Below are 13501 nucleotides of genomic sequence, written 5' to 3'. Positions count from 1 at the left end.
GCCAAAAGCGGTTGCATTGCGGGCCGTCAGAGCCTTGTATCTGCGTCAATGTTTCTGAATGCACGCGCCGCTCCCTTCCGTCGGCGCGCGGATGTGACCGGGGATGCCGGCGGAGCGCGCCGGCGCGTTTTTCAGGGTTCGCTCCCGCCGATGCCCGACAAGAGGATCGTTTCATGACACCTGGCCTGTTTCGCGCCGCCGCCGCTTGCGCGCTCTTCCTTGTTCCGGGCGGACTGGCCCACGCGGCGCCCTATGGCGCGGACGATGCGCGCTATGTGACGTCGTCGCAGGATCCGGCCGTGATCGACTACGTCATGTGCCTGGAGCGCGAGGTCGGCCGGGTGCCGCGCAATGTCGGCATTCAGGATGCCATCGACACCGCCGCGCGCGCCTGCCGCGATGCCGCCGACCGGATCCCCCGCCGGCCCGGCATCCCCCGGCCCTCGAAATTCAGGTGATGGTGCTGGAATGCGGCTTCCGCCCAGGCGACGGGGCCCCGACAGCGGCTGTGGCGAAGGCACGGGGCTGGACGTCCCCTCTTCGCAGCCCGAGCCGCCCGTGCCCGATCCCGATCCGGCGGACACGGTGACACTGCAACCGCGCGTCATTGAGCTGGGCAAATGGGCCGAGGGCCTCGCCTACGACGGCCAGTGGCTGTGGGCAGCGGAGAGCGGCCAGCGCACCATCGCCCGCATCGACCTGCCGCGCGGCCGCGTGGCCGACCGGGTCCGAATCGGACGCCTGCCCGTCGACATGGCGTCCGCCGGCGACGGCACCGTCTACGCCATGGTCAACACCGACAAGCTGATCCGCCGCATCGACCCGCGCGGCCGCGACAGCGTGCTGGCGACGTTTTCCGGCTGCCCCGAAGCCATGAGGCTGGACGGCGACGATCTCTTCGCGCTGACCATGCCCGAGTGCAGCTCGGTCTCCAGCCGCGTGACGCGTGTGCACGCCCGCTCCGGCGGGATGGCGCACTCCGCCGTGCTGGCGGAGTGGGGGCAGGCTCTGACCACCCACGGCTCCGACGTCTGGGTGGCCCACGCCCGCGTCCCCGCGCTGACCCTCGTCGACAAGCAGACGATGCGCAGCGTCGAGCTCGACGTGCCTGGCGCCTCCTTCTGGGCCATCGCCGCCAATTCCCGCGCCGTCTACGCCGGCGGCCGCGTCGATGACGACAACAGCCGCGGCCTCGTCGTGATGTTCGACCCGGCGACCCGAACCGAGGTCGCCCGCGCCGCGCTGTCCGAGCGGATCGCCGAGATGACGGCCGACGACGGCCACGTGGTGGCGGTCGGCGAGAGCGGCACGGTCTGGGTGTTTTCCGCCGATGACCTGCAGCTTCAACGCACCATTCATCTGTCCACCGGCCCGTTCGAACCGCGCTCGGCGATGATCCTCGACCGCGAGCTGCTGATCGCCAGTTCCCGCTACCGGGGCGACAATGGCGCGGTCTTCCTGCTCGGCGGCTGGCGCCCGGGCGAGCAGCCGGCACGGGCCGGCGGCGCGATTCCGCCGCCCCACGGCGGCGACGATCCGGCTGGCGGCTTCCCCGTCGCGGCCGGCTCCTGGGGCGGCAAGGTGCGCGGCGGCCCCGGCATGAACTACGAGCAGGTCGGCTCGCTCGCCGAGGGCGCGCCGGTGCTGCTGCTCGAGGATACAGGCGTCATGATGAACGGCTATCCGTGGTTCCTCATTCGCTTCAACGGAAACCGGACGGGGTATCAGTGGGGCGGCATCCTCTGTGCCACGCGTGACCCGGTGGACGGCGTCTTCGAGACCTGCACGCGGCCGCCGCGCTAGCCGCCCCGGCTCGCGCCGCGGTACCACACGCACGTCAATCGCAGGGCCGGCCTTGTCCGCTCACACTGGTCTGGTACGAAGCATCCGCGCCGCGCGCCCGCCTGCACCAGTACAAATCACAGTTGACCGCAATAGATAATTGAGATGTACTTTCCATTCAGGTCAATTTCTCCGTATTTATTCGTATATTCCGACCCATAAAGCAGGAGTCATACTGAATGAAACCTTACTTAAGACCCCTTTTTGCAGTATCCATGACAGTTCTCCGGATTCTGGCCCTGGTCCTGGCGGTCGGATCCTTCGCGGGTCTCGCGAGCGCCACCGAGGAACACCTCGGCGCCCCGTCGGCCGGCGCCCAGGGCATGCCGGGCGCGCAAGGCACATTCGAGTTCAAGCCGACCGACTGGACGGGCATGGGCACCTCCTCGTGGTGGACGGACACCGACGGCGTCGATCCGGGAAGCGCGGGCTGCCACATCGGACGCACGGAAGACGGCACGCTCAGCGGCCGCACCTTCGGCGAGGCCTGCACCGAGGCCGGACTTCTGGTGGAATCCAATCCCGGCGCGGAAGAGCTGCACAAGCACACCGACGACATCGGCCATCCCGATCTGTTCGACTGCAACGCCTGGTGCACGGGTCAGGGCAAGGCCTCGGGCATGTGCGTCGCGGCGGAAGCCCCGCCCTGCGCCTCCTCCGCCATCTGCAGCTGCCAGTAACACGACTGGGCACCCCCGGCACAAAGGCGCGTCATCGGCGCAAGACTGACGACACCGCCTTCAAGCCTGTGCCCGGAGGCGGTTTTGTTTGCGCGCCAGACCCGCGCAGCCGGTCCGGGCGCTCAGCGCGCCGCGGGCACATGCCGTGGCTGGTATCGGCCGGCGACGCCGATGCCGGCGGCGATCAGGCACAGGGTGCCGCAGGTGAGCCACAGCGGGTTATAGCTGCCGTACTCGAGCCACAGCAGGCTCCCGGAGTAAGCCATCAGCCCGGCGCCGAGCTGGTGGAAGGTGTTGACCCAGCCGAACACCGACGGCCCGTCCTCGCCGAAGACCCGGTTGCAGACCGCGATGACCGGAGGCACGGTGGCGACATCCATGATGCCGAAGACGATGGCGAAGGTGACGATGCGCGCGTCGAAGACGCCGGTGAGCACGAAGGGCAGCGACAGCAGCGTCAGCGCCCGGGCGGCGAAGACCACCGCCAGGATGATCCGGACCCCGATGCGGTCCGTCAGCCACCCCGACGCCGTCGTGCCGGCCACGTTGAACACGCCGATCAGCAGCAGAACCCAGGACGCGGTCGTCACGGTCAGCCCGCAGATGCTGGCCGCCACCGTGAAGTGGCTCCACATGATGCCGTTGGTCGTCGCGCCGCAGATCATGAACCGCGCCACGAGAACCCAGAAGACCGGCGTCCTGACCGCCCCCAGCAACCCGCTGAACAGACTTTCAGTCATGCTCGCGCGGCCCCGCCTTTGGCGCGCGGAAGGGACATCCGGCTCGGCGCCGCGCAGGAAAATGGCGTTGACAAGAATGGCCAGCAGCGCGAGCCCGGCCGAGCCGATGAGAGGCGCGCGCCAGCCGAAGGCGGTCATCACCTCGGACCAGACCGGCAGCAGCGCGAATTGCCCGAAGACGCTCGCGGCAACCAGATATCCCGAGATCGTCCCCTGCCTGTCGGGAAACCACGTCCGGACGATGAGGCTGCCGTAGGCCATCGTCAGGCAGCCGGTGCCGACGCCGATGACAATGCCCCACACGAGGTTGAAGACCAGCGGCAGCGGCACGAGCGCCATGCCGCTGCCGAAAACAAGCATCAAGAGGGCGGCATTGGCGACCCTGGCGATGCCGAAACGCTGCATCGCATGGATCGAAAAGGGAGCGGTCAGACCGTAGAGGAGCATGTTGAGCCCGATTCCCGGGCCGACGGAGCCCACGCTCCAGCCGAGCCGGGCGACGAGATCCGTGGTCAGGAGGCCGGCGAGGGTCGTATAGGATCCGGCGGCGACAATACTCGTAATGCCCGCGATCAGGACCCCGCGCCGGACCTTTCGCAAATCCAGTTCCTCGCGGCATTCCGAATTCATGGATCCATCGCAAGCGTCCAGCGTGCGTGGGTTTGTCGTGGACATGGAAACGGTCGCTCCCTTGGGTTCAGCAGCTACTCCCCTTGGTGCTTTTTGTTCGCCTCTTTCACAAACGATATAAAGTTGCGTGGGGTTAAGTCTGTCTAATGCCTCCAGAATTCCGCCCCCGGCGCGGCATGCCTCCCTTGAACTGGCTGCGGGCTTTTGAAGCCGCCGCGCGGCACATGAGTTTCAAGAACGCGGCGGAAGAGCTCAACGTGACGCCCGCCGCGATCAGCCAGCAGATGCGCCAGCTCGAGGACTATTACGAGGTCCGCCTGTTCGACCGCTCGCCGCGCGGGCTCACGTTCACGCGAGTGGGGATGCTCGCCGCGCCGCTGCTGACGGCGGCCATGAGCACCATGGAGTCCGCCTGCGACGCGATGAAGAACCACGGCAAGAAGGACGTGCTGGTGGTCACCGCGCCGCCCTCCTTCTCCATGAAATGGTTGATCCCGCGTCTGGAGGATTTCCGCGAACGCCATCCCGACATCGAGATCCGCATTGATGCGCGACGCGCTGACGGACTTCAAGGATGGCTGGGCGGACGTCGGCATCCGCTACGGACCCGGCGACTATACCGGCGTGCACGTGGAGCCGCTGGTCGAGGACGTGTATTTTCCGGTGTGCAGCCCGAAGCTGCTTGAGCCGCGCGGCGGTCCGCTGCGCCCGGAGGATCTGCGGCGCCACCGGCTGCTGCATGTGGACTGGCCGGCGCTGGCATCCACCGCGCCCAGCTGGGAGATGTGGCTGCGGGCGGCGCACATCGAGCATCCCGATGCCGACACGGGCCACCGGTTCACCAGCGAGATGATGGCGCTGGATGCGGCGATCGCCGGGGTCGGCGTCGCGCTGGTCAGCAGCGCGATCGCCGACATCGACATTCGGGCCGGCCGGCTGGTGACGCCCTTTGCGGACAACGCGATGATCAGGACCGGCTTCCGCTACCACCTCGTGCTGCCGAGCGACCGCAAGCCGAGCGGCGACATCTCGCTGTTCTGCGACTGGCTGCGCACCGAATGCGCGTCTCGGAGCTACGTCTCCACCGCCTGGCGCGGCGCAGGCCAAACAGGACAGGCATGGATGCCCGGTCGAGGCGGCGGCGCGGGTATCGGGTATCGGGTATCGGGAAACAGGCTTCGGGAAGGCCTTGAATCCAAGGAAAGAATGGTCGGAGTGGCAAGATTCGAACTTGCGACCCCCTCGTCCCGAACGAGCTTTACCGCATCAAATTTCGCAGAAAACCGCCGTTTTTGATTCGGAACAGCGCGGGAACATCCCGGTTTGTTCCGGGGTTTCCGGGCGGTATATGGGCGGGCGCCCGGTTTTGTTCTCAAGCCGCGATAATCGGGTTCACAAGGCGCCGCCTGGGCTGAACCGATGGAAAGAGCAATCGCGCTTTTTCTAGGGAACCTCCCGCGCGATGGCTGTCCGATGGGGTGCCAAAGCGAACCGGTGTCTGAGACCGTAGCCGGCGGATCTATTTGCCGGTCTATCAGATCGAATTTTGACTTGTGATATTTGCAACATTGGCTGCATTAATTGCAATATACGCATTTGAACCGCGTGGCTATCGTTCCTCCAAACTTGGGAGGAGTTGATATGAAGCACTTCATGAAGCGGATCGTGGGGCCCTCGCTGGTGGCCGCCGCGCTGTTTTCCGTACCCGCAATGGCAGGGCCGGATGACGACACACTGCGCGCGGCGATGAGCGAGGAAATCCTCAATCTCGACTACAATTACACCACCAAGCGCGAGTATATCATTCTTGCGCAGATGACCGACACGACCCTTTTCGATCTGGATCCGGTCACGCAGGAATACCGCCCCGCCGTCGCCACGGGCTACACCTTCGTCGACGAAACCACGCTCGACATCACCCTGCGCGACGACGTGACGTTTCACGACGGCTCGGTACTGAGCGCCGAAGACGTGGCCTATACCTACAACTGGATCATCGGCGACGACAGCAAGTCCAACGCGTCGGGCACGATCGGCCGCTGGCTCGAACATGCGGAAGTCACAGCCCCCGACACGGTGCGGTTTCACCTCAAGAGCATTTATCCGCTGGTGCTGCGCGACATGGCGCAACGCGTCATGCTGCGTAAGGCGGGGACCTATGACGCCGGTGGCACCATCAACCGCGACGCAATGGCCCAGAAGCTGATCGGCACAGGCCCGTACAAGGTCGTCCGCTTCGAGCCCGGCCAGGAACTGGTGCTCGAGCGTTTCGAGGATTTCTTCGGCGACAAGCCGGCCATCAAGACCATCGTCGTGCGCAACCTGCCCGATACCGGCACGCAACAGGCCGAGTTGATGAACGGCAGCATCGACTGGATGTTCAAGGTGCCGCTGGACCTGGCCGAGAGCCTGGGCGCCACGCCGCTGGCGACGCATCTGAGCGGCCCGGACCTGCGCGTTGCCTTCGTGGTGCTCGATGCCGCCGGCAACACGGATCCGAAAGGGCCGCTGACCAAGGTCAAGGTGCGCCAGGCCATCAACCATGCGCTGAACAAGGCGGAAATGGCCAAGTTCCTCATCGGCGGCTCGGCCGAGCCGATCCACACGGCCTGCCATCCGGCGCAATTCGGCTGCGACCAGTCGGTGCGCGACTACCCCTACGATCCCGCCAAGGCCAAGGCGTTGCTGGCGGAAGCCGGCTATCCGGAGGGCTTCGATCTGGAGCTGTGGGCCTATCGCGACAAGCCCGTCGCGGAAGCGGTCTCGGCCGATCTGACGGCGATCGGGATCAACGTCAATCTGCGCTACGTCAAACTGGAATCGCTCAATCAGGCGCGCGCTGCGCACGATATTCCCGCCTATATCGGCACCTGGGGATCGGGCGGAACCGCCGATACCGCCGCAATCGCGCGGATCCATTTCTCGATGGAGACGGACCGCAACCTGTCCGGCGACGAGGCGCTGGCGGCCGACGTGCTCGCGGCTGAGCAGACCAATGACCAGGAAGAGCGGGCGGCCGACTATACCAAGGCGCTGGGCACGATCGCCGAGCAGGCCTATTGGGCGCCGCTGTTCACCTATTCCGCGAACTATCTGGTATCGCCCCATCTCGATTTCCCGCTGGATCCGGATGGCCTGCCCAGGCTGCAGAATTCCAGCTGGAAGTAACAGGCAAAGGGGCGGGCCGGCGGCCCGCCCCACACCGGAGGGCGTCAACATGCTGAAATACATTCTGCTGCGCGGGCTTCTGGCCCTGGCGGTGGCCTTCACCGTCTCGCTTGCGGCCTTCTTCCTGCTCAACATCGCCACCGACCCCGCGCAGGCCATTGCAGGGGAGAATGCCACCGAGGAAGTCGTGCAGACGATCCGGGACCGCTACGGGCTCGATCAGCCGATCCCGGTGCGCTACGCGCGGTGGCTGGGCGGCGTGTTGCAAGGCGACTTCGGCGAAAGCTACTACTGGCACAAGCCGGTGGCCGAGCTCGTGGCCGAACGCGCCGGGGTCACCATCACGCTGGCGCTGGCCGCGCTCGCGGTGACCATCGCGATCTCCATCCCGCTGGGCGCTCTGGCGGCGCTGAATCCCAATACATGGATCGACCGCATGGCGCTGGGCGTCGCGGTGTCGGCGCAAGCCGTGCCCAACTTCTGGCTGGGGCTGATCATGATCATCCTGTTGGGGGTGATGCTGCCCATCCTGCCCATTTCGGGCGACGATAGCTGGCGCCATTTCATCCTGCCGGCCTTTGTCCTGGGCGCCTCTTCGGTGCCGGCGGTCATGCGCCTGACCCGCACCGGACTGATCGAGGTAATGGGCGCGGACTACATCCGCACCGCCAGATCCAAGGGTTTCCGCGGCATCGGACTGCTGCGCCGGCACGCGCTGCGCAACGCCCTGCTGCCGGTCATCTCGGTGCTGGCGGTTCAACTGGGCCAGAAATTCGGCGGCTCGGTGATCACCGAAAGCATCTTCGCCATCAACGGGCTGGGGCGGCTGGCGCTGGAGTCCATTCTGGGCGCCGACATTCCCACCGTGCAGATGCTGATCTTCGTTTTCGCCATCGTCTTCGTGGCCATGAACCTGCTGGCCGATATCCTCAACGCCGCCCTCGATCCAAGGATCCGCATCGCATGACGCAGATCGACACAGTCGGCGCCCTCGAGCCCGAAGAAGCCGCGCCCTACTCGCCACGCGAACTGATGCTCCGCCGGGCCAGGTCGCACAAGGGCTTCCTACTGGGCGCGGCGATCATCGCCACGCTTGCCATCATCGCCCTCTGCGCGCCTTTGCTGGCGCCGCATGATCCCTTCGCGCAGTCTCTGAGCAGCCGCATGCTGCCGCCGGCGTGGAGCAGCGGCGGCGTCTGGGATCACCTGCTGGGCACGGACCAGAACGGGCGCGACTACCTGAGCCGGCTGATCTACGGCGCCCGCATCTCGATCTCGATCGGACTGGGCGCCGCCACCATCGGCCTGCTGATCGGCGTGACGCTGGGCGTCATGGCGGGCTACTTCGGCGGCTGGATCGATCACGCCGTCAGCTTCCTGCTCACGGCGCAACTGGCCCTGCCCGGCCTGCTGCTGGCCATGGCGCTGGTGTTCATCATCGGGCCCTCGATCTGGGTGGTGATCGGCATCATCGGCGTGCTGCACTGGACCTACTACCTGGTGGTGACACGCGCGGCCACGCAGCGCATCCGCAACCTCGATTTCGTTGCCGCCGCCAGCGCGTCCGGCGCCACGCCGCTGCAGCTGATCTGGCACGAGATCCTGCCGAACCTGATCCCGCAAATCATCGTCATCTTCACCTTCGAGCTCGGCATCGCAATCCTGGCCGAGGCCTCGCTGTCGTTTCTCGGCGTCGGCATCCAGCCTCCTACGCCCTCGTGGGGGCTCATGATCGCCGAGGGCAAGCAGGCCATGTTCTATCGGCCCTGGCTCGTGGTGCTGCCCGGCATGTGCCTGTTCATGCTGGTGATCGGCGCCAACCTGCTGGGCGACGGATTGCGCGACATCACCTCCCCGGACGGGCGCAACTGATGAGCAAACTCCTCGAAATCGAAGACCTTTCCGTCTCCTTGTCGGTGCCGACGGGTCGCCTGCATGCCGTGCGCGGCGTCTCGCTCGGCCTCGACCGCGGCGAGGCTTTGGGAATTGTCGGCGAAAGCGGCTCGGGCAAGAGCATGACGGCCCTGGCGCTGATGCGCCTGTTGCCGGCCAGTCCCGAGACAAGCGGCAGCATCCGCTTCGACGGCGCCGATCTCGGCGCGCTCTCGGACGCGGCCTTCTCGGCGCAGTATCTCGGTCACCGCATCGCGATGATCTTCCAGGAGCCCATGACCTCGCTCAACCCCGTCTACACGATCGGGCGGCAGTTGACCGAGGCCGCGGTGATCTTTGGCGGGCAGAGCCAGCAGGCGGCGCAATCGCGCGCCCTCGCCCTGCTCGATCGCGTGGGCATCCCCCAGCCCAAGGCCCGCATGGCGCAATACCCGCACCAGTTGTCCGGCGGACAGCGCCAGCGGGTGATGATCGCGCTGGCGCTGATGCTGGAACCGGAGCTGCTGATTGCCGACGAGCCGACAACGGCGCTAGATGTGACCGTGCAGGCGCAAATCCTCGACCTGCTGTCAGGACTGCGCCGGGAAATGAACATGGCGATGATCCTGATCACCCATGACTTGGCCGTCGTCGCCGAACAGACCGACCGTGTCGCGGTCATGTATGGCGGCGAGATCGTCGAACAGGGGCGCGCCGCAAGCGTCATGGCGGATCCCAGCCATCCCTATACGCGGGCGCTGCTCGGCGCGATCCCCAGAATGGACGGCCCGCCGCGCCGCCTGGGCGCGATCCCGGGCACGGTGCCCTCGCTGACGACGGAACCCAGGGGCTGCGTTTTCGCGCCGCGCTGCGGCTTCACGCGGCCCGACTGCGTCACGAGCCGCCCGCCCGAGCGGGGCGACGCCGATCACTGGCGCCGCTGCGTGCTCACCGACGCCGAACGCCCCGGTGCCGTTGCGGCCGCGCCGCGCCGCGCCGATCATATCGCGGCGGGACATGACGAAGCGGTCATCGAGGCGCGCGACGTCACGCAGGTCTTCACCTCGCGCAAGGGCCTTTTTGGTCCGCGCCACACCATCGTGGCGGTCAAGGACGTCAGCCTGAGCCTGAAGCGCGGCGAAACCCTTGCGCTCGTGGGGGAAAGCGGCTCGGGGAAATCCACACTCGCCCGCATCATGCTCGGCCTGACCCTGCCGAGCGCGGGCAGCGTCACCATGCTGGGGCGTCCGGTCGGCGAGCTGGCGCCGCTCGAGCGCGCCGGTCTGGTGCAACCCGTGTTCCAGGACCCCTACTCGTCGCTCAACCCCCGCCGGACCCTGGCCGAGATCATCGCAAGGCCCCTGGTGCTCCGCGGCACGGACGACGCGGCGAGCTGCGCGGCCAAGGCCCGCGAGGCCATGGAAATGGTCCGCCTGCCGCCGCGCCTTCTGCATTCCTATCCGTCGCAGCTCTCCGGCGGCCAGCGCCAGCGCGTGGCCATCGCCCGGGCCCTGGTCACCCGGCCGCAGGCGCTGATCTGCGACGAGCCCACCTCGGCGCTCGATGTTTCCGTGCAGGCGCAGATTCTCAATCTGCTGACCGACCTGCAGGCCGAGCTGGGGCTCAGTTGCCTGGTCATCACCCACGACATGGCCGTGGTGCACCAGATCGCCGACCGCGTGGCGGTGATGCTGGACGGCGAACTGGTCGAAGACGGCCCCTGTGAAACCGTGCTCAAGACGCCGTCGAGTGCGTATACGGCGAGCCTGCTCGCCGCCGCCCCCCAATTTCGTCCCGAATGGCTCCCAGTCGCATCGGTACAGGAGCCCCAGCAATGACCCTCACCCCCGACACCCTGTTTGCGCGCGATACGCTTTGGCAATCCTGGCTCGATGTCGAGGCCGCGCTGGCGCGGGCGCAGGCCGATCTCGGCATCATTCCCGACTGGGCGGCGGAGGCCATCACCGACGCGGCGCGCCTGGACACCCTGGGGCGCGAGGCCCTGGCCAGCGACATCAAGATCACCATGGCGCCGATCCTGTCGCTGACGCGGCTTCTGGGCAAGGCGTCGGGGAAGGCCGGGGACTACGTGCATTGGGGCGCGACGACCCAAAACGTGATGCAGACCGGGCGCATTCTGCTGATGCGACAGGCCGACCGGGCGATCCGCGAAAATCTGGCGCGCGCCACGCTGCGCCTGGGGCAGCTCGCGGCGGAAGGCGCCGAGACCGTGATGGCCGGCCGGACCAACCGGCAGCACGCCCTGCCGATCACCTTCGGATTCAAGATCGCCGGCTGGATCGAGGAAATGGACCGGTCCGAAGCCCGGCTTTCCGACGCCGCCGGCAGGCTGTTCGCCTTGCCATTCGGTGGGGCCGTCGGCGCGATGCACGCCTTCGGCGGGCAAGGCCGCGCGCTGAACCGCAAACTCGCCGCCGACCTCAGCCTGCGCGAATTGCTGGTGCCCGGCCGGTCGGTGAATGACCTGTTCGCCGAATACGTGCTGCAACTGGCGCTCCTGGCCATGTCCATCGAACGGATCATGTCGGAGTGCTATACGCTGATGTCCGAGGAAATCGGCGAACTCGCCGAAATGCTGGATCACGGCACGGTCGGATCGTCCACCATGCCGCAGAAGGTCAACCCGAAATTCGTCGTCCGCACCATTGCGCAGGCGATGGAACTGCGCGGCCTCGCGGGACCAGCACTGGAGACCGGGCGGTCGAGCCACGAGGGAGACGCCGTCGCCAATCACCTGCTCTCTTCGGTTCTGGACGCGGCGATCCCGCTGGCGTGGCGGCTGAGCGAGGGCTTCGCGGACTCCCTCCGGCGTCTCAGTCCGCGTCCGGACCGAATGGCGCGGAACCTGGCGCAAAGCGGCGGCGCGATTACATCAGAAAGCTTGATGATGGCCCTGGCGCCCCACGCCGGGCGGGCGCAGGCGCATGACATCGTGCATCACGCCCTGGAAGCCGGCGGGCCTGCGGCGCTGCCGGACGACCCGGCGATCACCGCCCATCTCAGCGCAGCCGAGATCGCCGCCGCGCTCGATCCGGCCGGTTATCTCGGCGACAGCGTGTCCATCGCCCAGGCGGCGGCGGATCTGGCAACCGTCGTGGCCGACCGGTTCAACGTAGCCGGCTAGATCAGCTGGAGGAGTTGGCGGGCTTGCGGCTCGCGGGTCCGCAACTCCTCGATGGCATCGCACATGGCATCGAGAAAACGCTCCGCCAGCGGGGCGCGAGGACCGGGCGGGTGCAGGATCGCATAGGTAATCCAGTGCTCTCCCTGCAACGGCCGCAGCACCAGACCCTCGCCCAGCAGAGGTGGCGCGCAGACTCGGTCGATCAGAGTGATTCCGAGCGCGGCGCGGACCATCTCGATGGTGACCAGCGTCGATGAGGTCTCGAACGGCGCGGTGATCGCATGACCGGCGGCACCCAGGATCTCGTCCAGGCGAGCCCGCCAGCGCTGGCCGGGCTCGAGCGTGGCGAAGTCCTGCCCCGCCAGATCCTGGATCGTCACCTCGTCCTTGCCGGTCAGGGCATGGGTGTCGGGCATCAGGACGCAGAGCCGCGACCGCAGGAAGGGAATGATCTGCAAGTCGATGATCGCGTTCTCCACCGGCAGCGAGATCAGCCCCAGATTGTAGCCGCGCGCGGCAACCTTGCTTTCGATCTCGAACCGGCTCTCGACATGGACGGTGCAATGAAAACCCGGCGTATGGGCCTTGAGCCAGGCGAGCCCGGCAACGGCGAGCCCATTGGCCAGCGGCGCCGCCGTGACCACCGAAAGCCATTGCTTGGGCCGCTGCCGAATGTCCTGGGACACCCGGGGAATTTCGTCGATGCCGATCAGGGTATTGGCGATCTGACGGTAAAACTGCTCCCCCTGCTCGGTGAGTTCCAGCCGGCGGCGCCCGCGCGAAAACAGCGCCAGTCCGATGTCCCGCTCCAATTGCGACAAGAGCCTGCTTGCGGCGGAGGTCGACATGTTCAGCCGCTCCGATGCGGCCGACAAGGTGCCGGCGAGCACGATCTGACGAAAAAGTTGTAGCGCGCGCAGGTTCATCCGCCTCAAGCACTCCGGTCCGTTGTCGCTCTGGTTTGTCATGTTAACCCAAACACGCCGGAGGATGGCCTGCTTGTCGATGGGAAAACACTTGACGCTAATATCACCAGGGAAGAATTGACCAGGCCCGAGAGCGTTTAATCAGAAACACCCCTGCATCGCGCGGATCGGACCCTTGGTATTATCGGCATGGACGTCCGCTTGTGGTTTCGCCGGATTGAATAGCCCCTAGATTTTTAGACGCCTTCCTTCCCAATTTTGAGGCAATGAGGCCTATATTGGCAAAGCCAATTTCACTGAAGAGTTCAAGCGCGATGCGGTGCGTCAGATCACCGAGCGGGGCGATCCGGTTTCCGAGGTGTCGCAGCGCCTGGGCGTGAGTGCACATTCGCTCAACGTGTGGCTGAGGCGTAGGCACCGGCGACTGTGAGGATGTGTGTTCTTAGGTTTATGCGGTCACAATTGCGGTACCATAACCCTTTATCAATAAAATTTACC

The 13501-nt window shown here is 66.3% G+C and carries 12 protein-coding genes and 1 pseudogene; 11 read left to right on the top strand and 2 right to left on the bottom strand.

What is annotated here, in order from left to right:
• Positions 1–173 precede the first annotated feature (173 nt).
• The 3 genes from D1F64_RS06795 to D1F64_RS06785 all read left to right on the top strand — a co-directional run bounded on the left by D1F64_RS06795 (position 174) and on the right by D1F64_RS06785 (position 2522).
• A complete protein-coding gene (locus D1F64_RS06795) occupies positions 174–458 on the top strand; it encodes a hypothetical protein (RefSeq protein WP_117411811.1) in 285 nt (94 codons plus the stop codon).
• A 10-nt stretch (positions 459–468) separates the two neighbouring features.
• Positions 469–1803, top strand: coding sequence for a hypothetical protein (locus tag D1F64_RS06790; protein WP_117411810.1), 1335 nt, complete (start codon positions 469–471; stop codon positions 1801–1803).
• 254 nt (positions 1804–2057) lie between these two features.
• Complete coding sequence (locus tag D1F64_RS06785; RefSeq protein ID WP_117411809.1) at positions 2058–2522, top strand: hypothetical protein; 465 nt, start codon at positions 2058–2060, stop codon at positions 2520–2522.
• Between the two features lie 122 nt (positions 2523–2644).
• On the opposite strand, the gene D1F64_RS06780 is transcribed toward D1F64_RS06785, so the two are convergent.
• Positions 2645–3937 (bottom strand): MFS transporter, encoded by a 1293-nt coding sequence (locus D1F64_RS06780; RefSeq protein WP_117411808.1) that lies wholly within the window; start codon positions 3935–3937, stop codon positions 2645–2647.
• Between the two features lie 140 nt (positions 3938–4077).
• Between D1F64_RS06780 and D1F64_RS06775 the strand changes: the two genes are divergently transcribed.
• The 7 genes from D1F64_RS06775 (at position 4078) to D1F64_RS06740 (ending at position 12077) form a co-directional block, all read left to right on the top strand.
• Positions 4078–4578: a LysR family transcriptional regulator gene (locus D1F64_RS06775; protein WP_162901366.1), complete on the top strand. Its 501-nt coding sequence runs from the start codon at positions 4078–4080 to the stop codon at positions 4576–4578.
• The gene (locus D1F64_RS24340; RefSeq protein WP_346432320.1) at positions 4487–5188 is read left to right on the top strand and encodes a LysR substrate-binding domain-containing protein; all 702 of its coding nucleotides are present in this window, start codon (positions 4487–4489) and stop codon (positions 5186–5188) included. Before D1F64_RS06775 ends, D1F64_RS24340 begins: the two co-directional genes overlap by 92 nt.
• 345 nt (positions 5189–5533) lie before the next feature.
• Positions 5534–7060 (top strand): ABC transporter substrate-binding protein, encoded by a 1527-nt coding sequence (locus tag D1F64_RS06760; protein ID WP_117411806.1) that lies wholly within the window; start codon positions 5534–5536, stop codon positions 7058–7060.
• A 49-nt stretch (positions 7061–7109) separates the two neighbouring features.
• Entirely contained in the window at positions 7110–8027 is a 918-nt protein-coding gene (locus D1F64_RS06755; RefSeq protein WP_117411805.1) for an ABC transporter permease, read from the top strand.
• Complete coding sequence (locus tag D1F64_RS06750) at positions 8024–8932, top strand: ABC transporter permease (RefSeq protein ID WP_117411804.1); 909 nt, start codon at positions 8024–8026, stop codon at positions 8930–8932. The genes D1F64_RS06755 and D1F64_RS06750 overlap by 4 nt, the downstream gene beginning before the upstream one ends.
• Complete coding sequence (locus D1F64_RS06745) at positions 8932–10770, top strand: ABC transporter ATP-binding protein (RefSeq protein ID WP_117411803.1); 1839 nt, start codon at positions 8932–8934, stop codon at positions 10768–10770. The genes D1F64_RS06750 and D1F64_RS06745 overlap by 1 nt, the downstream gene beginning before the upstream one ends.
• Positions 10767–12077, top strand: a complete 1311-nt coding sequence (locus D1F64_RS06740; RefSeq protein ID WP_162901364.1) for a lyase family protein — start codon at positions 10767–10769, stop codon at positions 12075–12077. Before D1F64_RS06745 ends, D1F64_RS06740 begins: the two co-directional genes overlap by 4 nt.
• On the opposite strand, the gene D1F64_RS06735 is transcribed toward D1F64_RS06740, so the two are convergent.
• Positions 12074–13003 (bottom strand): LysR family transcriptional regulator, encoded by a 930-nt coding sequence (locus tag D1F64_RS06735; RefSeq protein ID WP_162901363.1) that lies wholly within the window; start codon positions 13001–13003, stop codon positions 12074–12076. The genes D1F64_RS06740 and D1F64_RS06735 overlap by 4 nt on opposite strands.
• A 277-nt stretch (positions 13004–13280) precedes the next feature.
• Between D1F64_RS06735 and D1F64_RS06730 the strand changes: the two are divergent.
• Positions 13281–13412: pseudogene (locus D1F64_RS06730) on the top strand (transposase); the annotation flags it as partial.
• Positions 13413–13501: the final 89 nt, after the last annotated feature.

The organism is Breoghania sp. L-A4 (genome assembly GCF_003432385.1).
In the GTDB taxonomy this organism is placed as follows: Bacteria; Pseudomonadota; Alphaproteobacteria; order Rhizobiales; family Stappiaceae; genus Breoghania.
This window is presented reverse-complemented; position numbering and strand designations above follow the sequence as displayed.